General features: G+C 68.4%; 19 protein-coding genes. 8 read left to right on the top strand and 11 right to left on the bottom strand.

All coding sequences use genetic code 11. The features are described from left to right. Nucleotides 1-17 precede the first annotated feature (17 nt). Nucleotides 18-872 carry a GNAT family N-acetyltransferase gene (locus tag G6N54_RS08390; RefSeq protein ID WP_163789642.1) on the top strand — a complete coding sequence of 285 codons (855 nt, stop codon included), beginning with the start codon at nucleotides 18-20 and terminating at the stop codon, nucleotides 870-872. Here the strand turns inward: G6N54_RS08390 and G6N54_RS08385 are convergent. Then, nucleotides 869-1390, bottom strand: coding sequence for a divalent metal cation transporter (locus G6N54_RS08385; protein ID WP_163789641.1), 522 nt, complete (start codon nucleotides 1388-1390; stop codon nucleotides 869-871). The genes G6N54_RS08390 and G6N54_RS08385 overlap by 4 nt on opposite strands. Nucleotides 1391-1520: 130 nt before the next feature. On the opposite strand from G6N54_RS08385, the gene G6N54_RS08380 reads away from it, so the two are divergent. From G6N54_RS08380 to G6N54_RS08355, 6 genes are all read left to right on the top strand, one after another. Then, the gene (locus G6N54_RS08380) at nucleotides 1521-3350 is read left to right on the top strand and encodes a penicillin-binding transpeptidase domain-containing protein (RefSeq protein WP_163789640.1); all 1830 of its coding nucleotides are present in this window, start codon (nucleotides 1521-1523) and stop codon (nucleotides 3348-3350) included. 26 nt (nucleotides 3351-3376) lie between these two features. Next, nucleotides 3377-3964 carry a DUF1707 SHOCT-like domain-containing protein gene (locus tag G6N54_RS08375; RefSeq protein WP_163789639.1) on the top strand — a complete coding sequence of 196 codons (588 nt, stop codon included), beginning with the start codon at nucleotides 3377-3379 and terminating at the stop codon, nucleotides 3962-3964. A 140-nt stretch (nucleotides 3965-4104) separates the two neighbouring features. Further along, nucleotides 4105-4962, top strand: coding sequence for a type I methionyl aminopeptidase (map, locus tag G6N54_RS08370; RefSeq protein ID WP_163789638.1), 858 nt, complete (start codon nucleotides 4105-4107; stop codon nucleotides 4960-4962). Nucleotides 4963-4966: 4 nt separating this feature from the next. Continuing rightward, nucleotides 4967-6463: a cobyric acid synthase gene (locus G6N54_RS08365; RefSeq protein ID WP_163789637.1), complete on the top strand. Its 1497-nt coding sequence runs from the start codon at nucleotides 4967-4969 to the stop codon at nucleotides 6461-6463. A 66-nt stretch (nucleotides 6464-6529) separates the two neighbouring features. Beyond that, a complete protein-coding gene (locus G6N54_RS08360; protein WP_163794595.1) occupies nucleotides 6530-7084 on the top strand; it encodes an alpha/beta hydrolase in 555 nt (184 codons plus the stop codon). A gap of 4 nt (nucleotides 7085-7088) precedes the next feature. Then, nucleotides 7089-7844 (top strand): gamma-glutamyl-gamma-aminobutyrate hydrolase family protein, encoded by a 756-nt coding sequence (locus G6N54_RS08355; protein WP_232073512.1) that lies wholly within the window; start codon nucleotides 7089-7091, stop codon nucleotides 7842-7844. Here G6N54_RS08355 and G6N54_RS08350 read toward each other — a convergent pair. Both G6N54_RS08350 and G6N54_RS08345 read right to left on the bottom strand, forming a co-directional pair. Then, on the bottom strand, nucleotides 7841-8779 hold the full coding sequence (locus G6N54_RS08350) for a PPE family protein (protein WP_163789635.1): 939 nt from the start codon (nucleotides 8777-8779) through the stop codon (nucleotides 7841-7843). The genes G6N54_RS08355 and G6N54_RS08350 overlap by 4 nt on opposite strands. Before the next feature lie 1476 nt (nucleotides 8780-10255). Next, nucleotides 10256-10675, bottom strand: coding sequence for an Hsp20/alpha crystallin family protein (locus G6N54_RS08345; protein WP_163789634.1), 420 nt, complete (start codon nucleotides 10673-10675; stop codon nucleotides 10256-10258). A gap of 143 nt (nucleotides 10676-10818) precedes the next feature. Between G6N54_RS08345 and G6N54_RS08340 the strand changes: the two genes are divergently transcribed. Then, nucleotides 10819-11163: a MerR family transcriptional regulator gene (locus G6N54_RS08340; RefSeq protein WP_163789633.1), complete on the top strand. Its 345-nt coding sequence runs from the start codon at nucleotides 10819-10821 to the stop codon at nucleotides 11161-11163. Nucleotides 11164-11184: 21 nt separating this feature from the next. Here the strand turns inward: G6N54_RS08340 and G6N54_RS08335 are convergent, their stop codons facing one another. From G6N54_RS08335 to hypF, 8 genes are all read right to left on the bottom strand, one after another. Next, a complete protein-coding gene (locus G6N54_RS08335; RefSeq protein ID WP_163789632.1) occupies nucleotides 11185-12315 on the bottom strand; it encodes an alkaline phosphatase family protein in 1131 nt (376 codons plus the stop codon). Nucleotides 12316-12333: 18 nt separating this feature from the next. Continuing rightward, the gene (locus G6N54_RS08330; RefSeq protein ID WP_264078184.1) at nucleotides 12334-13065 is read right to left on the bottom strand and encodes a DUF6390 family protein; all 732 of its coding nucleotides are present in this window, start codon (nucleotides 13063-13065) and stop codon (nucleotides 12334-12336) included. Next, nucleotides 13062-14192 carry a hydrogenase formation protein HypD gene (gene hypD, locus G6N54_RS08325; protein ID WP_163789631.1) on the bottom strand — a complete coding sequence of 377 codons (1131 nt, stop codon included), beginning with the start codon at nucleotides 14190-14192 and terminating at the stop codon, nucleotides 13062-13064. Before hypD ends, G6N54_RS08330 begins: the two co-directional genes overlap by 4 nt. 10 nt (nucleotides 14193-14202) lie before the next feature. Next, the gene (locus tag G6N54_RS08320) at nucleotides 14203-14475 is read right to left on the bottom strand and encodes a HypC/HybG/HupF family hydrogenase formation chaperone (RefSeq protein WP_163789630.1); all 273 of its coding nucleotides are present in this window, start codon (nucleotides 14473-14475) and stop codon (nucleotides 14203-14205) included. Between the two features lie 69 nt (nucleotides 14476-14544). Beyond that, nucleotides 14545-15645 (bottom strand): hydrogenase expression/formation protein HypE, encoded by a 1101-nt coding sequence (hypE, locus tag G6N54_RS08315; protein WP_163789629.1) that lies wholly within the window; start codon nucleotides 15643-15645, stop codon nucleotides 14545-14547. Next, a complete protein-coding gene (locus G6N54_RS08310; RefSeq protein ID WP_163789628.1) occupies nucleotides 15642-16310 on the bottom strand; it encodes a D-sedoheptulose-7-phosphate isomerase in 669 nt (222 codons plus the stop codon). The genes hypE and G6N54_RS08310 overlap by 4 nt, the downstream gene beginning before the upstream one ends. Next, nucleotides 16310-17053, bottom strand: a complete 744-nt coding sequence (locus G6N54_RS08305; protein ID WP_163789627.1) for a HypC/HybG/HupF family hydrogenase formation chaperone — start codon at nucleotides 17051-17053, stop codon at nucleotides 16310-16312. The genes G6N54_RS08310 and G6N54_RS08305 overlap by 1 nt, the downstream gene beginning before the upstream one ends. Beyond that, complete coding sequence (gene hypF / locus G6N54_RS08300; RefSeq protein WP_163789626.1) at nucleotides 17050-19401, bottom strand: carbamoyltransferase HypF; 2352 nt, start codon at nucleotides 19399-19401, stop codon at nucleotides 17050-17052. Before hypF ends, G6N54_RS08305 begins: the two co-directional genes overlap by 4 nt.

The following is a 19401-nucleotide window of genomic DNA, read 5'->3' as shown; positions in this document are numbered from 1 at the left end:
CACAGAGAGTTCGCCAGATGTCGGCACCGCCCCTGTTTCGCCTCGTCGGCGACAGACGGGTGTCCGTGGTGCGTGACGCCGCCGCGGTGTGGCGGGTATTGGACGAGGACCCGATCGGGTCCTGCATGGTCGCCTCCCGAGTCGCCGATCACGGCATCGATCCCGGCGCGATCGGTGGGGAGCTGTGGACCCGTCGCGGCGCGGACGAGTCGCTGTGCTTCGCCGGCGCCAACCTGATCCCGCTGCGGGGGCTGCCGGCCGACCTGAATGCTTTTGCCGACGAGGCGATGAGCGGGACCCGGCGCTGCTCCTCGCTGGTCGGGCGGGCCAGCCTGGTGCTGCCGATGTGGGAGCGGCTCGAGACGGCCTGGGGCCCGGCGCGTGACGTGCGTGAACGCCAACCGCTGATGGCGCTGGCCAAGCACCCGATGTGTGACCTCGACACCGAGGTGCGCCAGGTGCGGCCGGAGGAGCTGGACGCCTACCTGGTGGCCGCGGTCGACATGTTCATCGGGGAGGTCGGCATCGACCCGCGGCTCGGCGACGGCGGTCGCGGCTACCGCCGCCGGGTGGCCAGCCTGATCGCCGCCGGCCGCGCCTGGGCCCGCTTCGAGCACGGTCAGGTCGTCTTCAAGGCCGAGGTGGGATCGCAATCGCCCGCGGTCGGCCAGATCCAGGGCGTCTGGGTGCATCCGGAGTGGCGCGGCCTCGGCCTCGGAGCTCGCGGCACCGCGATGCTGTCCGCGGTGATCGTCGGCAGCGGGCGCATCGCCAGCCTCTACGTCAACGACTTCAACGAGGTGGCCCGGGCCGCCTACGCCCGGGTGGGCTTCGCCGAAGTTGGCACCTTCGCCACCGTCCTGCTGGACTAGCCGGGTTTCCCCTCGGGTCTGCTGGGGCGTCCAGCCGTGCGGCGCCGGGGTATCCACGCGGGACCCTCGATGCGGTCGGGAATCAGCCAGAAGCCCAGTGCGAAGTTGTAGCAGAACAAAACAGCCCACCACAGGATGGTCGCGGGGGTGAACCCCATCGGTCCTGGGGACTGATGAACACCGGCTACCGCGGCCACGATCACGAAGCCGAGCGTGACCGTGGCAGTGACCGCACAGAACAGCAACGCCAAGCGCCGATGCGTCGCCGATAGGGCCGCGGCCGCGCCGTGGCCCACCATCACCCAGCTCAGCGTCGCGGTCAACGGGATACCGACCAGCGAGAAGCCGGCCCCGGTGGGCGCGCCGAAAACGACTCCTAGCAATCCGGCTAGGCCGATCATCGTCACAACGACGGCCTCGGTAACCAGTAGCCATCGGCCCCTGCGCCAGCGCGGCGGGTTGACGCTGACCCGGCGCAGGTTGTCAGTCTTGTTGGGTCCTCTCGTGCCTCGCGCCATTGCCGCCTCCTGAACTGTTGCCTCGTCTGAGTCGAGGTACCCGGAAATCGGGGTAGCACGCGCCACATCACGGTGAGGTCTCGGTGTGTCGGCGCCGGTGCAACCGGCTCAGTTCTTAACATCAGTAACGATGGCCACAAAAACCTCACCAGTATCAGCCGTTTCGGTTGCCGCGGCCCTGCTGCTCGTCGCGGCCGTCGCGCTGTCCGGCTGCACGCCGCGGCGCGACGGTCCGGGCCCGGCCGCGGAGAAGTTCTTCCGCGCCTTGGCCATTGGCGACACCGCGACGGCCGCCCAACTCAGCGACAACCCCGACGAGGCCCGCGAGGCGCTCAACGCGGCCTGGGCCGGGCTGCAGGCGACCCACCTCGACGCGCAGATCCTCAGCTCCAAGTACGCCGAGGACACCGGCACGGTCGACTATCGGTTCAGCTGGCACCTGCCCAAAAACCGGGTGTGGAGCTATGACGGCCAGTTGAAGATGGCCCGTGACGAGGGGCACTGGGAGGTGCGCTGGACGCCCACCGGGCTCCATCCCAAGCTCGGGGAGCACCAGACCTTCGCGTTGCGCGCCGATCAGCCGCGGCGGGCCTCGGTGAACGAGCTCGGCGGCAGTGATGTGCTGGCGCCGGGGTATCGCTACCACTACACGCTGGACGCCACCAAGGCCGGACCCCCGCAGTCGCTGAGTTTCACCACTCACACGATCGTCGACGTGCTACGGCCCTTCAACGACACGCTGACCGACCCGCAGCTGCTGGCCGAGCAGGCCAGCTCGACACCCAACCAGGTGGACCTGGGCGTGACGCTGCTTCCGGCCGATAACGACAAGGTGTTTCCCGCGCTCGGCAGGCTGCCCGGCATCGTCGTCACACCGCAGGCCGACATGCTGGCGACCGACCCGCATTTCGCGCCCGCCGTGGTCGGTCAGGTCAAGAAGGCCGTGATCGACCAACTCGACGGTCAGGCGGGTTGGCGGGTGGTCAGCGTCAACCAGAACAGCGTCGACGTCGCGGTGCTGCACGAGGTGGAAGGAGCGCCGGCCCCGTCGGTGTCGATCACGCTGGACCGGCTGGTGCAGAACGCCGCCCAGCGCGCGGTGGACAACAAGGGCGGCAAGGCGATGATCGTTGCGATCAAGCCGTCGACCGGGGAGATCCTCGCGATCGCGCAGAACGGCGGCGCCGACGCCGACGGGCTGCCGGCCACCAACGGCCTTTTTCCGCCCGGGTCGACGTTCAAGATGATCACTGCCGGCGCCGCCGTCGACCGCGACATGGCCACGCCCAACTCGATGGTCGGCTGCCCGGGCCATCTCGACATCGGACATCGGACCGTGCCGAACTACGGCGGCTTCGACCTCGGTGTGGTGTCGATGTCCCGCGCGTTCGCCAGTTCGTGCAACACCACGTTCGCCGAGTTGAGCAGCAGGATGCCGCCCCGGGGCCTGACGCAGACCGCCGCCGAATACGGGATCGGTCTCGACTACACGGTCGACGGCATCACCACGGTGACCGGTTCGGTGCCGCCGACGGTGGACATGGCCGAGCGCACCGAAGACGGTTTCGGCCAAGGCCGGGTGCTGGCCAGTCCGTTCGGCATGGCTCTGGTGGCGGCCACCGTCGCGGCCGGGAAAACCCCTGTGCCGCAACTGATCGCGGGCCATCCGACGACGGTCGAGGGTGACAGCACCCCGATCAGCCCGAAGATGATCGACGCGCTGCGGCCGATGATGCGGTTGGTGGTCACCAACGGGACCGCCAAGGAGATCAACGGCTGCGGCGAGATCTACGGCAAGACCGGTGAGGCCGAGTTCCCGGGAGGATCGCACTCGTGGTTCGCCGGATACCGCGGCGACCTAGCCTTCGCCGCGTTGATCGTCGGGGGTGGCAGCTCCGAGTGGGCGGTCCGGATGACCAAATTCATGTTCGAGTCGCTGCCGCCGGGCTATCTGACCTGAAGCCGAACCGGCGGTAAATTGCGTAGATGACCGATACCGGCGGGGACATGGTGACGCTGCGCGTCTCCGATGCGGACCGCAACGGCACGATGCGGCGACTGCACAACGCCGTTGCGCTCGGCCTGATCGATATCGACGAGTTCGAGCAGCGCTCGTCGCGGGTGTCCCATGCGCGTACCCAGGGTGAGCTGGACGGCCTGGTCGGCGACCTGCCCGGGCCGGGCGCGATCGTCAGCTCGGCGGCGGATCGGGTCGAGCTGCGCGGCTGGGCCGGCTCGCTGCGGCGGCATGGCGAATGGACGGTGCCCACCCGGTTGGCGCTGGTACGCCGGTTGGGGTCGGTCAAACTTGAGCTCACCAAGGCGCGGTTCGCCGGCCCGGTGGTGGTCGTCGAGCTCGACGTTCGGTTCGGCTCGGTCGACATCTGGCTGCCCGAGGGCGCCAGCGCCTCGATCGACGACGTCGAGGTCTACGGGGGCAGCGCCCGTGACCGCCGCAAGGATGCCCCCGGTGAGGGCAGGCCGCATGTGGTGCTGACCGGGCGGGTGGTGTGCGGCTCGGTGACCATCCGGGGACCGCGCCGCTCGCTGCGCTGGCCGTCGCGCGTGCGCTGACGGCGCCCGGACTGGCGGCGTCGAGTGTGCGCTCTCGGCGGGAAAACGGCGGGCGAAATGCCGCCCAGCGCAACACTCAAGGCCCTGAGCACACACTCGACGGCCGACGGGGGCGCGCCGCCTGCGATTAAGCTAGCGGGATGCCTGTTCGCACCGCGCTTTCGCCCGGCGTGTTGTCCCCGACTCTGCCGGTGCCAAACCGCATCCCGCGCCCCGAATACGCCTGGAAGCCGACCGCCAAAGAGGGCACCGAGCCGTGGGTGCAGACGCCGGAGGTAATCGAGAAGATGCGCGTCGCGGGCCGGATCGCGGCCCGCGCACTCGAGGAGGCGGGCAAGGCCGTCGCGCCCGGGGTGACCACCGACGAGCTGGACCGCATCGCGCACGAGTACATGGTCGACAACGGCGCCTACCCCTCGACCCTGGGCTACAAGGGCTACCCGAAGTCGTGCTGCACGTCACTCAACGAGGTGATCTGCCACGGCATCCCGGACTCGACGGTGATCGCCGACGGCGACATCGTCAACATCGACGTCACCGCCTATATCGACGGCGTGCACGGCGACACCAACGCCACGCTCCTGGCCGGCGACGTGTCCGAGGAGCACCGGCTGCTGGTTGAGCGCACCCGGGAGGCGACGACGCGCGCGATCAACGCCGTCAAGCCTGGGCGTGCGCTCTCGGTCGTCGGCCGCGTCATCCAGGCGTACGCAAATCGATTCGGGTACAACGTGGTTCGCGACTTCACCGGCCACGGCATCGGCACCACGTTTCACAACGGGCTGGTCGTGCTGCACTACGACCAACCGTCCGTCACCACCGAGATCCAGCCGGGCATGACGTTCACCATCGAGCCGATGATCAATCTCGGCACGCTGGACTACGAGATCTGGGACGACGGCTGGACCGTGGTCACCAAGGATCGCAAGTGGACCGCACAGTTCGAGCACACCCTGCTCGTCACCGATACCGGCGCCGAGATCCTGACGCTGCCGTGATCGCTTGAACGGCGCGCTGCTGGTCGCGGGCACCAGCTCCGATGCCGGGAAATCGGTGGTGGTCGCCGGCCTGTGCCGGCTGCTGGCCCGCGACGGCGTGCGGGTCGCGCCGTTCAAGGCGCAGAACATGTCGAACAACTCGGCGGTCACCGTCGAGGGCGGCGAAATCGGCCGGGCCCAGGCGATTCAGGCCCGCGCCGCGGGGCTGGAGCCCAGCGTGCGGTTCAACCCGATCCTGCTGAAACCGGGCAGCGACCGGACGTCGCAGCTGGTGATCCGGGGTAGCGTCGCAGACTCGGTCAGCGCCGCAAGCTATTTCGGGCACCGCGACCGGCTCGCCCAAGTTGTGGCTGACGACTTGGCGGCGCTGCGTGAGGAATTCGATGTGGTGATCTGTGAGGGTGCCGGATCTCCATCCGAAATCAACCTGCGTGCAACAGATTTGGCGAACATGGGATTGGCCAGGTCCGCGCAACTACCGGTCATCCTGGTCGGCGACATCGACCGCGGCGGCTTGCTGGCTCATCTGTTCGGGACGGTCGCGGTGCTCGAGGCGGGAGACCAGGCGCTGATCGCGGGCTTCGTCGTCAACAAGTTCAGCGGCGACCCCGCGCTGCTCGAGCCGGGACTGCGGCAACTCTTCGACCTGACCGGCCGCCCGACCTATGGGGTGTTGCCCTACGCCGATGAGCTCTGGCTGGATGCCGAGGACTCGCTCTCGGTCATCGCGCACCGCGTCGTCGGCAGGCCGGCGCCGCCGCGCGGCGGCGAGTGGCTGAAGTTGGCCGCCGTTCGGCTGCCCCGAATCTCCAACTCGACCGACATCGAGGCGCTGGCCTGCGAGCCGGGGGTGCTGGTGCGCTGGATCTCCGACCCGGTCGACCTGTCCGACGCCGACCTGGTGGTGCTGCCGGGCAGCAAGGCGACCGTCGCGGACCTGGCATGGTTGCGCGAACGCGGCCTGGCCGACGGGATCGTCGCCCACGCCAGGGCCGGCAAGCCGGTGCTGGGCATCTGCGGGGGATTCCAGATGCTGTGCCGGCGCATCGAGGACGGGGTCGAGTCCGGCGCCGGGGTCGTCGACGGGCTGGGCCTGCTGGACGCCGACATCGTGTTCGCGCAAGCCAAGGTGCTGCGGCGCTGGGAGCGGCCGCTGCGTGGATACGAAATCCACCACGGCCGGCTGGCCCGCTACGTAAACGAGCCGTGGTTTCAGGCGGGCGACGACCTGCACGGTCTCGCGCACGGCGCGGTGTTCGGCACCCACTGGCACGGGCTGCTCGACAACGACGACTTTCGCCGCGACTGGCTGACCACGGTGGCCGAGGCCGCCGGTCGTGATTTCGTCGTGGCCGACGACACCGACGTCGTGGCGCGGCGCGACGCCCAGCTGGATGTGGCCGCCGAGCTGTTGGCGTCGCACCTCGATATGGACGCCGTCCTTGGCCTGCTCGACGGTCCGCCGCCGCGACCGCACATCGCAAGCCGGCTGCGGCCGTAGGCTGCGTGCGACCCGGAGAACCTCGCGCAGTGCCAATATTGGCTGTAGCGTGCGTAAGTGCCCTCGATGATGACCACGCTCGACGGCTTTCCCGTCCCGGTGAGCGTGTCCGGTCCTGAGAAGGGTGTCGTCGTCGTCATCCTCGGCGACGAGCAGCGCGAGTTGGCCGCCTACGACGCGGTCTGCGAGCGCCTCCACACCGCGTCGCTGCGCACCGTCGTCATCGGCCTCGACCCGCGGCTGACCCCGAAGTCGGTGATCGGCATTCTCGACGGGCTCGGCATCGGTTGGGCGGTGGTGGTGGGCGACCGCGCCGGCGGCGACATCGCCTGGCAGCTGGCCGCCACCAAGTTGGGCCGGTTTGTCGGTCTGGTCGTCGTCGACCGCGGACATCCACGCGTGGCCGACGTCAACGGCGTGGTCCGCGACAACCATTGCCCGCCGGTGGAGATCGGTACCACCGTGCTGGCCAGCACGCCGGCCGGACGCACGGTGGCCAGCAACAGCCAGCGGTTCGTCTACGCCGACTACCGCAGCGTCGACCTGCTCGGGCGGCGCAACGCCCAGGAGTCGACCGCGCAGTTGGCGGCCGAGATCGTCCTGCGTACCAGCACCTGGTAACCGCGTGAACGCCTCTGGAAGACGCCGACCGGTGATCGGCCTGACCAGTTACCTCGAGCAAGTGCAGTCCGACGGATGGGACATTCCGGCAGGGTATCTGGGCGCGAACTATTTCGAGGGTGTCATCAAGGCGGGCGGTGTCGCGGTGCTGCTGCCGCCGCAGCCGGTGGACCCCGACATCACCGCGAGCCTGCTCGACAGCCTGGACGGGCTGGTGATCACCGGCGGCTATGACGTCGACCCGGCGGCCTATGGCCAGCAACCGCATCCGAAGACCGACGCGCCCCGCACCCTGCGCGACGCGTTCGAATTCGCGCTATTGCGGGGCGCGCTGGACCGCGGTTTGCCGGTGCTCGGCATCTGCCGCGGCACCCAGATGCTCAATGTCGCGTTCGGCGGAACGCTGCACCAACACCTGCCCGACGTTCTCGGCCACCGCGGGCATCACGCGGGCTACGGGCGCTTCACCAAGTTGCCGGTTCGCACGGTTGCGGGTACCCGCCTGGCCGGGCTGCTCGGCGAGTCCGCCGATGCGTGGTGCTATCACCACCAGGCCGTCGACAAGGTCGCCGACGGCCTGATCGTCAGCGCGTGGGACGCCGACGGCGTCGTCGAAGGGCTGGAGGTGCCGGGGGACAATTTTGTCGTCTCGGTGCAGTGGCATCCCGAGCAGTTCCTCGACGACCTGCGGCTGTTCCAGGCGATCGTCGACGCCGCGAGCTCGTATGCGGCGACCACGCGGACGGCGTCTGACCGCTAACGGGTCTGCGGCCATTTCGGCGGGTGACCGGTCTCGACCAAATGCATCGGCTCGTACCCCCAACCGCGGTCCGGGGTCGCCGGGTGTGGTGTCTCGGCCAGCCATCCCCGCGGCACCGACAGCGTCCCGATCGATACCGCGCGGCCCAGTCCCGACGTCGCACCGCGGCTACGGTTTGGTGAGCGGGACAACAACGTTGCCGCGCTTTGCAGCGCCGTATGTTTGTTCAGAAAGTTCAGTCGATTGATCGCGAAGTCTGACGGCGCGCACAGGGATCCGAGTTTCGACAGTGCCGGGGTCACCGGCAACAGATGCGTGTCGAAAGCCGTCGGCGGCGCCTCGGCCAGCGCGTCGAGAGCCCGCGGGATCGCCGAAATCACTTGGCGGGCGGCCGAGATGACGGCCGGTGCCACGCGCAGCTCCCAGTTGCCCTGCCCGGCACCCACCTCGGCGGGCGGCGATGGGAACGGCGTCACGGCCGCGGCGTCGGCGCAGGCCCGGGCATAGGTGTGCATGGTGTCGACATCCTGGGCCCACATCTGGTCGTGGTCGCTGTCGGCATCCGCGATCGCCGGGCTGGATTGGCCCAGACAGTTCCCCTCGACCAGCCACGCCCGCAGCATGCGGTTGGCCTGGATCGCCGACGGGGGCACCATCGCCGCCAACGCCAACTCGTAGGCGCTTGCGGCCGATTTGGCCTGCCTGGCTGCGTGATCGGCCTGCGCGGCAACGCTATTCAGCCACTCGATATGAGCCGCCGCCCCTTGCTCTGCGGGCGTGAGTTTCGAGGTCACCGAACTGCATTGCGCCGCTGCCTCATACAGGCGAGTTGCCAGCCCGCCCCACGCGACGGCGGCGTTCATCATCGATCGTGAGCCGGGACCCGAATACATCAGGCCCGAGTTGGTTTCCGGAGGTAGCGCTGCGAAATCCATTGCTATCTCGCTTTGAGGCCAGTCGAGCATGGTGAAAACATGGAGTTTCCCTTCAAGACATAGCTGCGAAACAGAACGCCGCGATGGGGCTGTCGCACTTCGCTGTTGTGAAAGTTGTAATAGGACTCACAACGCCGCAGGGACAAAGGTGAGGCGGGCCAACGGACTAGTGCTGTCCCATCAGCTACGAGTTACGCAGAGCAGTATCAATAATTCGTGGTCGCCGCATTCGGCCGCAGGTGCGCTGGTGTGCACGACGCGGGATTGAAAGACCGTGCTGGCAAACGAAGGAGGCAAGACGGACAACACCGAGTGCGACGCTAAGCGTGGCCACACGTCCGGGCGGTCGTGCGTCATCCACATACTGTGGAACGGCTTCTTATTGATCGGCGACGCATCCCATGAACTGGCATGTTGCAAGTGGACCGCGGCCGCAGATTCGCTATTGGTGTGCGCGTGCGCGGAATTCGGAGTCACCTGCGACCAGGCCGCGGGCTCGGGCAGGGTGGCCGCCGAAAATTGGGACCGCAATGCAGAACCGGCGATGAGACTGACGAACAAACTCAGCGCCGCAATAGCCGCGATGGCCGGCCGCCACCCTCGAGGGTGACCCGCGCCTCGAATGCTCACAGTGGACCAACTGTACCGGACGAACCTGGTCATCGGTCGCCGCGAGCTGTGAGGTCGATCCGAGTCTGTTGTGCATTTCCGGATTCACCGTGTCCTCGGTCATGCCATTGTGAAATGGTTGGGCATTAACCGATGTGTTGGGGCGGCGGGTTAATTGGCTGTGCACCACGAACTTGATGTCTCCGGTGCTGTAAGCGCTGCTGGCGCAACCAGTTCGGCGGGCCGAGGGCTGAAACGCCAAGCGGCTCAACGACCTCCAGCGCGAGGACGACACTGCCGAACTCAAGCGACGCGCTGCGGGAGGTCGCCAGGGAAGTTTCCATCCCGAACTCCGAGGGCAGTCGCGGGGGCGGCTAGGAAGTGGCCGGCGGCCCGGCCCCGGTGCAATTGCCGAGATTAGGCATTGGCGTATCCGCCCAGGGACGGGTGCGGAACGCCCGAGTTTGCGGCCGGGGACGCGGGCTGCTCGGCTAGGCCTGCGACGATGCCATCACCTACCTTTCACTCAGGGTTTTCGATGTTGGTCGCGGGCGTGGGTCGGAGGGCTGCGTTGGACGGCCCGGACCGGGTGTACTGGTCCGGCCTGAGGGCGGACCAGTACACCCCATGACCAGCCAGCCGACCGGGGCTCTAGCAAGGCGCATCCGGTGGCTGGTGGTGCCGGTGGGCGGCGCGCAGGTTCCAGTGCCGCGCACAAGATGGCGTCGATCTCGGCGAACAGCGCGGCTACGTCGGGATCCAGGTGCAGGACTGGTTCCGCAGTGTCGCTAGTGGCGTTGTTCGTCGGCGCCGCCACGGTGTTGATGTGCGTCATCGTGCTACTCCTGCCGCACTCTCACCGGCCGATCAGGCGTTGATGAGCTTGTGGCCGTTGCTGCGCCCGACCGTGATCTTGCGGGGCTTGGCTTTCTCTGCCACCGGGATCCGCAGCCGCAGCACTCCTCCGTCGTAGGACGCAGCGATCTTGTCGGTGTCGAGGTTGTCCCCGAGGACCAATTGCCGGCTGAAGACTCCGCGGGGGCGTTCGACGGCCAGCATCTCGCGGGCAGGGTCGACGTCCGGGCGCTCGGCGCGCACCGTCACCACGTTGCGTTCGATATCGAGGTCCAGCGAGTCCTCGTTGATCCCCGGCAGGTCGAACTCAACGACGAACTCGTCGCCTTCGCGCGATGCGTCCATCGGCATCACCGCCGGGCGGGCCGCGGTCCCCAACACCTGTTGGGTGAACCGATCGAGGTCCCGGAACGGGTCGGTCCGCATCAACATGGTCGGCACCTCCAACTCTCCAATCTTGTGTCCTGCGATCTGATAATCTATGCCTCAGGGCACATATTTTTATATAGCACGGGTATCAGACTTGGGCAAGCAACTGAACCAAAAATCTTGTGACATACCATGACTGGAGGGACATGACTAGCCAGCAGCGCGATCCCGCCCCGGCAAATGACCGGGGCATCTATGGCATCTCGGTAGCCTCCGAACTATCTGGCATCGGCCCCCAAACCTTGCGGCTCTACGAGCGCCGCGGACTCGTGACCCCGACGCGCACTGATGGGGGCACCCGCCGCTACAGCCGAAACGACCTGGCACGCCTAAAGCGGATCACCGAACTCGCCAGCCTTGGTATCAACCTCGCCGGCATGGCCCAGATCTTCGAGCTCGAAACCAAAAACAGCCAACTGCAAACCGACTACACCCAACTCGAGCTGCTCAACGCCCGACTCAAGGCCGACCGCAATACCGCCAAAAGGTAGAGCTGACTTTCCGCGCGCACACTATCCGAAGACGATCAGCGGGATCGCCATTTCGGCGTCGGCGGCCCCGCCGTGAAACCCGATGAGCCGGGCCACTTCCGGGGGCTCGCGCTTGGTGGCCAGCACCACCGTGTCGCCGGTGCAGATCACGACGACGTCTCCGATGCGCGCCAGATGGCCCGGATCGACGGGTCCGAACATCCCGGTGGCCACCGCCTGGTCGCGACTGTAGACCTCGGCCTTGCCGTCCAGCAGCCCACTCCAGGTCGCCCGCACGTCGGCTGCCGCGCCCGGCGCGGTGTGCAGGTAACGGACCCGCGGTTCGCCCGCGACCACCCGGATTCCCTGGCTCAGCCGGCTATCGGTATCCAGGTCGACGCGGGCTTGCGGCGGCACATTGAGACCGCCGTGGTCGGCGGTCACCAGCAACGCCGCGTTCGCGGGCAGGGCGTCGACCAGGCGAGTCAGCAGCGCGTCGACACGCGCGGCCGCCTCATGCCAGTGCGGCGATCCGATACCGAACACGTGCGCGGCGGTGTCCAGGTCGGCGATGTAGCCGTAGACCAGGCCGGGCGCCGCGTGTAACTCGTCGACAAGCTGCTGGGCGTAGTTGTCCTCGGGCTTGCTGGGGCGAAAGTCGGCGCCGCGGTACGCCGAATCCGTCAGTCCGCTGCCCATGAACAGCGCGGGTAGCACCGCCCGTGCGGCGACCCCGCGTCGCCGCAGCCGCTCGAACCAGGTTGGCAACGGCTGCCACTGGGCCGACGGCGGGTCGTCACGCCAATAGATGTGGGTGAGTACCCGTTCGGTGCCGGGGACGTTGAGGGTGAAGCCCAGGATGCCGTGCTCACCCGGCCGTGCGCCGGTGCCCAGCGACACCAGGCTGCTCGGCGTGGTCGAAGGGAAGGTGCAGGTGAGTTCGCTCAGCCGCCCCACGGCGCCGGCCAGCACCGAGGCAAGCAGCGGCGCGCTGCCCGCCAATTCCGGCAACAGGTGCCAGCCCATGCCGTCCACCAGCACGACCGCGACCCGATCAACCTGTTCGGCAATCGATTCCGTGACCGTGAGCCGGTCGACGGCGTCCGGAACCCCGAGTAGCGCGGCCGCGGCGGGAAGCACGTCGCACAGGGAACCAAGCGGGGCACCGGACATGGCCCCAGTCTGGCACGGCTAGACGTGCGCCAGCCGTCGGCTGGTCACCCGCAGTTGCCGGTCGGTGCTCTCGGACAGCGCGCGAATTTGCTGCGGGTCCAGCCGGCCGCACAGCCGGCCCCAGTGCACCGCGACCTCGTCGCCGACGGCCACGTCGGGCACCGCGCTGTACCCGTCGGCCCAGACGTCGAGCAGTCGCACCGACGGCTGCGACAGCGCGAGCGCCTCGCCATCGCACACCAGCCGCCGGCATCTCACCTCGACGTCGTCTCCTGTGCGGGAAACAACTGTGCCCCAAGTGATCCGGCAGTTATCCAGCACGCCGAGCGGGTGCTCGTTGGAGCCCCGGCCCAGAAACCGCGTCCACGGATACACCCCGAATACGTGGAAGCAGTGGTTGCCGGCGGCTTCGCCGGCGAGCTCCGGCGTCAGGTGTGACCAGTAGCGGCCGGCCTGGGAGCCGATGATGGCCAGCAGCTCGTCGAGGAATTCTCGCGGATCGACGCCGGCGCCGACACCGCCGCCCAGCCAATACGATTCGACCAGGCGGTGATCCAGCGGGTCGGCGATGCCTGTCAGCGCGGACAGCACCCGCAGATACGGCCAGGCTCCGGAGAATCCGGCCGCCGCGGCGCGCACCTGATCGACCGTGCCGTCGCGCAGCGTCGCTCCCAGCGGCGGGCCGCAATAGCCCAGCGCATTGGGCGCGTAGGCGTAACGCGCGAACATCTCGACGCCCGGGTGGTTCAAGACCGTGCCACCAGCTTGGCGGCGTTTCGGTGCATGCGGCCGAAGTTGTAGTAGGCCGCACACGCGCCCTCGGGGGACACCATGCACGTGCCGATCGGGCTCTCCGGGGTACAGGCGGTGCCGAAAACCTTGCATTCCCAGGGCTTCAGCACCCCCTTGAGCACCTCGCCGCATTGACACGCCTTCGGGTCGGCGACCCGCACGCCGGGCATCGCGAACCGCAGCTCGGCGTCGAACTCCGCGAAGTCGTCGTGCAGCCGCAGCGCGCTTTGTGAGATGAAGCCCAGGCCGCGCCACTCGAAATGCGGGCGCAGCGCGAACACCTTGCCCATCAACGCCAGCGCGGCCGGGTTGCCATGCTCGGGCACCACCCGCTTGTACTGGTTTTCCACCTCGCAGCGGCCCTCGCGGATCTGACGCAACAGCATCGCGACCGAGGCCAGGATGTCCAGCGGCTCGAACCCAGCCACCACCAACGGCTTCCGATACACGTCGGGGACGAATCGATACGGCCGGTTGCCCACCACGGTCGACACGTGCCCGGGGCCGATGAAACCCGACAGCCGCAGATCCGGTGACTCCAGGATCGCCTTGATCGGCGGCACGATCGTGACGTGGTTGCAGAACACGCTGAAGTTCGGCACTGCCTGCTCGCGTGCCCGCACCAGCGTGACCGCGGTTGACGGCGCGGTGGTTTCGAAGCCGATCGCGAAGAACACCACGTGCTTGTCCGGGTTGTCGATCGCGACCTTCAACGCGTCCAGCGGCGAGTAGACGAATCGGACGTCGGCGCCGCGGGCCTTGGCGTCCAACAGGCTCCCGTTCGAACCGGGTACCCGCATCATGTCGCCGAAGCAGGTGAAGATCACGTCGGGCTGACGGGCCAGCCACATCGCGTCGTCGATGCGGCCCATCGGGATCACGCAGACCGGACAGCCCGGGCCGTGTACCAATTCGACGCTGTCGGGCAGCAGGTGCTCGATGCCGTGCCGGTAGATGGTGTGCGTGTGCCCGCCGCACACCTCCATGAACTTGAATCGCTCGTCGCCGGCACCGGCCAGGTGTTCGATGGCGACGAGCAGCTTGCGGGCCGCCACGGGATCGCGGAATTCGTCGACGAATTTCATTGCCGTCCCCCTAGATAATGGCCGACGAGTCGAAGGCTTGCATTTCGGTTGTGTAGGCGTCGCCAAGCTTCTTGATCGCGGCCAAGGTGAGCAGCGCCTCGGTTTCGTCGATCTTGGCCATCGCGAACCCGACGTGGACCAGCACCCACTCGTCGGGTTCTGGCATGTCGTCTTCCAGCAGGCGCACACTGATCGCGCGCTGAACGCCGCCGACGTCGACCTTCGCCAAATAGTGTGCGGGATCGTTGATTTCAACGATCCGCCCCGGAATTCCAAGGTACATACGCTATCTCCTTTCTCGTGGCGACCCGCTGCGCCCGGCTTCGCCGCGCTTGCGATCGCCACGCTCCTTTCAGCAGATTCGGGGCAACGGATCTCCGACGAGCATGTCGACGATCCGCGTCCCGCCGAATCCGGTGCGCAGTACCACGCTCTCCGCGGGTTCGGTGACGATTTCCCCGACCTCGGCTGCCCGCGCTCCGAGCGGGTGCGACCGCAGGGCGGCCAGTCCGGCCTCGGCCTCCTCCGGTGCGACGACGGCGACGAACTTGCCCTCGTTGGCGACATAGAGCGGGTCGATGCCGAGCAGCTCGCATGCGCCATTGACTTTTGCCTGCAACGGAAGTCGCTCCTCGTCGAGCACCACCCCGAGGCCGCAGGCCTGGGCCAGCTCGTTGCAGACCGTGCCGACGCCGCCCCGGGTGGCGTCGCGCAGCCAGCGGGTGGACGGCGCGGCGGCCATCAGCAATTCGACCAGCGGGCTGACGGAGGCGGTGTCCGAGGCGATGTCTGCCTCGATGGCCAAGTCGCCGCGGGCGAGCATGACGGCCATTCCGTGATCACCCATCGACCCGGACAACAGCAGTTTGTCGCCGACGCGTACCGAATCCGCCGACAGCGCGCGCCCGGCCCGGATGACGCCGACGCCCGCGGTGGTGATGAACAGCCCGTCGGCCGCACCCTTGGGCACCACTTTGGTGTCACCGGTCACGATCCGCACGTCGGCCTTTGCGGCGGCCGCGCCCATATCGGCGACGATCTCTTTGAGCTCGGCGATCGCGAAGCCCTCTTCGAGCACGAACGCCGCCGAGATCCAGGCCGGCACGGCGCCGGTCATCGCCAGGTCGTTGCAGGTGCCATACACGGCCAGCTCACCGACCGAACCGCCGGGAAATCGCCTGGGCTGCACCACAAACGAATCCGTGGACATCGCCAGCCGCTCGCCGCCGGGCAGGGTCAGCACCGCGCCGTCGCCGAGTGACTCCAGCGTCGGATTGCGGAACGCCTCCACGAACACCGCGTCCACCAGAGCCGCCGACGCCTTGCCGCCGGCGCCGTGCGCCAGCGTCACGTGGTCGTCGAGCAACCGCGGCCGGCGCCTGCGGAACGACTCGATCCGCTCGATCACCTCGCCCTCGCCGAAGCGCGGACCCGACGAAAGGTAGTTGTTCATGCCCCCCCCAGCCCCCGGTCGCCCGATCGTTCGTGAACCGCCAGCCACAGCTGATAGCCCAGCAGCGCTTGCGATTCCTGGATCCGATGTACACTTTGCGATCGAACAACGAAGCAGGCGTCCACATTTGGATTGTTCACGAAGGCGCCGCCGTCATAGCCGGAGAATCCGACGGTGTACAGCCCGCGTTGACGCGCCTCGGCCAGCGCGGTGAGCAGATTCGGCGAATTGCCGCTGGTCGACATCGCGATCGCGATGTCACCGGCCTTCGCACGGGCGATCAGCTGACGGGCGAACACCAGCTCGAATCCGACGTCGTTGCCCAGCGCGGTCACGATCGCCTGATCTGCGGTCAACGACCAGGCCGGTAGCGGCCTGCCGATCGGCGGCCGGGCGAACAACGCGGCCAGAGTCGTGGAATCCGTGCAGCTGCCGCCGTTTCTGAAGGTGAACATCCGCCCGCCGGCGGCGAACCGGCGCGCCGTCTCGGTGGCCGCCGAGTCCAGCAGGTCGGCGTTGGATTCCAGGGTGGTGCGCCGCAAGGCCAGGCTTTCGGCCGCTTTCGCCCGCGCCGACGCGGCCAGGTCGGCGAGTAGCGAGGTGGGGTCGTCCTCTTCGGCGTCGATGAACGGGTAGAGGAAGTTGGTGGGTTCGTCGTGGCTCATCAAGCGTCCTGGTCGATTCGGCTGATCGCGGTCCCGGCGTGCACGAGCACCAAGTCTCCCGGGGCGACCGGGCCGATCAGCGTGGTCACCACGTCCTCGGCTCCGCGCGCGGTGCGCACGGTGGCTGTCTCGCCGGCCGAGGCGGCCGCCACTTTACCGAGGAGGCCCTCGTCGCTGCATGTGACGCAAACGTCTTGAGTTGTGTCGCAGTGCGACGAGCCGGGTTTGAGCAGCCCGGGATGCTCGAAACAGACGTGGGTGAGTTCCCACAGCAGGTGATAGAACAACACGAAGCCGCCGGTTGCGGGCACCCGCGGATCGGAGTCGTCGAGCCACAGCACATGATCGGCCAGGCCCGGCCGGGGCCGTTCGCCGCTGCCTATCCAGATCGTGGTGGCACCCCATGCGGGCCCGCGGCGCATCACCGAGCGAACCTCCGCGTTGTCCGCATCGCTGACCGCGATCACGATGTCGCCGGGGCGCACCGAAACCCGAGCCACGTCTACCAGATCGGGCCCGGTGAGCGCGACGGCGGGCAGCGCCCGCTTTCCTACGATCACCGGGTGCACGAACTCGACCGCGATGTGCAGCGCGTGCGGCTCCCAGGACGGGGCGATCGACCACATGGTCGCGCCCGCGGCGAACCGCTTGGCCAAAGTGAATGCGGTGGCCGCCAAGTCAGTGGCCAGATCCGAGGCCAACTCCGCACCCAGTCCGCGGTCGATCGCGGCGATCGTCGTCATGAGGTGGCCTCCTCGAGCGCGGTCAGCATCGAGATCATCGCCTGGCCCAGCGCCAGCCCGCCGTCGTTGGGCGGAACGATGCGATGGATCAGCACCTCGAACCCGTTGCGCTGCAGCAACTCACGGCAGGCGCGTAGCAGCAGCACGTTCTGGAACACGCCGCCGGTGAGGCCGACCAGCCGGATGGGGCCCGCGACCAGCGTGACCACCGTGGCGACGGCGTTCGCGACCGCCCGGTGGAACGCGGCCGCCAGCAGGGCCGGCGGTGTGCCCGCGGACAGCGCCGAGACGATGGTCTGCACGCAGGTGGCCGGATCGATCACCCCGTCGGCCCGTACCGTCAGCGGCAGCGACGGCCCGGAGGCGCCGGCGCGCTCGGCCAGCGCCTCGAGTTCGATCGCGGCCTGGCCTTCGTAGTCGATGCGGTGGCGCACCCCCAACAGGGAGGCGACCGCATCGAACAGCCGGCCCATGCTCGAACACGGCACACATCCGGCGCCGCTCTCCAATTGCGAACGGGTGAGCCGCAATTCCGCGGCCGTGGCCGCGGCGACCGGCGCCAGCGAGGGGGTCCAGTCGACGCCGGCGGTCCACAACTGCGACAGCGCCATCCGCCACGGATTGCGCACGGCGGCGTCGCCGCCCGGCAGCGGCACCGGGAGCAGATGGCCGGCGCGCGCGAAGCGGTGACTGTCGCGACCGAGCACGAGGATCTCCCCACCCCAGATGGTGTCGTCGCAGCCGTAGCCGGTGCCGTCGAAGGAGACGCCGACGACGGGTCCGCCAACGCGGCCGTGCTCGGCCAACAGCGACACCACGTGGGCGCGATGGTGCTGGACCAGGTCGAGCGGCCGATTGCCGGCACGCCGTTCGGCCCAGCTCCGGGTGTGATACCCCGGGTGCAGGTCGGCGGCCAATCGGGCCGGCTCGCCGCGGATTTCGCTGAGTTGGCCCACCGCACGCTCGAACGCCCGCAGCGTCTCCCAGCTGGCCATGTCGCCGATGTGACCGGACAGGTAGGCGCGTGAACCGTCGGTGAGGCAGCAGGTGTTCTTCAGCTCGCCACCCACCGCCAGCACCGCCGGACCGCGGTGCCCCAGGTCGACCGGCAGCGGGGCATAGCCGCGCGAGCGCCGGATCGGAAGTTCGACGCCGGCCCCCTCGTCTTTCAAGACGCGTACGACGGAGTCGTCGCACGGCACGTGAATGGGCCGGTCGTGATCGAGGATCGCGTCGCAGAGGCCCGGAAGCCTGGACGCGGCATCCTCGTCGGTGAAGCAGATGGGTTCGTCGGAGCGGTTGGCGCTGGTGAGTACCAGCGCATCCGGTGCGGGCGCCAGCAGCAGGTGGTGGACGGGGGAGTACGGCAACATCAGTCCCAGCAGCGGGGTCCCGGGCGCAACGGCCTCGGCGACCGGAGCGTCCGGGCGGCGGCGCAACAACACGATCGGGCGTGCGGGACTGCGCAGCACCGCGGCCTCGGCGTCGTCGATATGGGCGTAGCGACCCGCGACGTCGAGGTCGCGGACCATCATCGCGAAGGGCTTGGCGCCCCTCGCTTTTCGTGACCGCACGGCGCCGACGGCCGTTTCATCGTCGGCGGCACACGCCAGGTGGTAGCCGCCGATGCCCTTGATCGCCACGACCGCGCCCGCCGCCAGCGCCTGTTGCGTGGCCGCCAGCGCCGCGTCCGACCCGGCGACCCGTCCGGCCCGCGACCAGAACCACAGCGAGGGACCGCATTCCGGGCAGGCGATCGGTTGGGCGTGGAACCGGCGATCCGCGGGGTCGTGGTATTCGGCCGCGCAGCGCGGGCACATGGCGAACTCCGACATCGTGGTAGCCGGGCGGTCATAGGGGACCCCGCGGATGATGGTGAACCGCGGCCCGCAGTTCGTGCACGTGACGAACGGATGCCGGTAGCGTCGGTTGCGCGGGTCGAACAGTTCGGCGACGCAGTCGTCGCACACCGCGATGTCGGGCGGAATCGGTGTGCTGGCACCGGCGTTCGTTCGGCTTGCCACGATCCGGAAATCGGGCGGGCAACCGGCGTCCGCCGTCACGTGCGTCACGCCGACGGCGTCGATGCGGGCCAGTGGTGGGACGTCGGTGCGCAGCCGGCGGCCGAACTCCGCTACGTGGGCGGGATCGCCCTGCACCTCGAGAAACACCGCGCCGGAGTCGTTGCCGACGAACCCGGCCAGGCCGAGTTCGCTCGCGATCCGGTGGACGAACGGCCGGAAGCCGACCCCCTGGACCACACCGGTCACGGTGAAGCGCTGCCGGATCTGCGTGTCAGCGCAGTCGGACCGCAGCAGCAGGGGCCCCGACGAGGAGAGGCCGGTCAT

Source organism: Mycobacterium stomatepiae (assembly GCF_010731715.1).
Lineage (GTDB): Bacteria > Actinomycetota > Actinomycetes > Mycobacteriales > Mycobacteriaceae > Mycobacterium > Mycobacterium stomatepiae.
The sequence above is the reverse complement of the archived record's forward strand: the minus strand, read 5'-3'. Positions and strand labels throughout refer to the sequence as shown.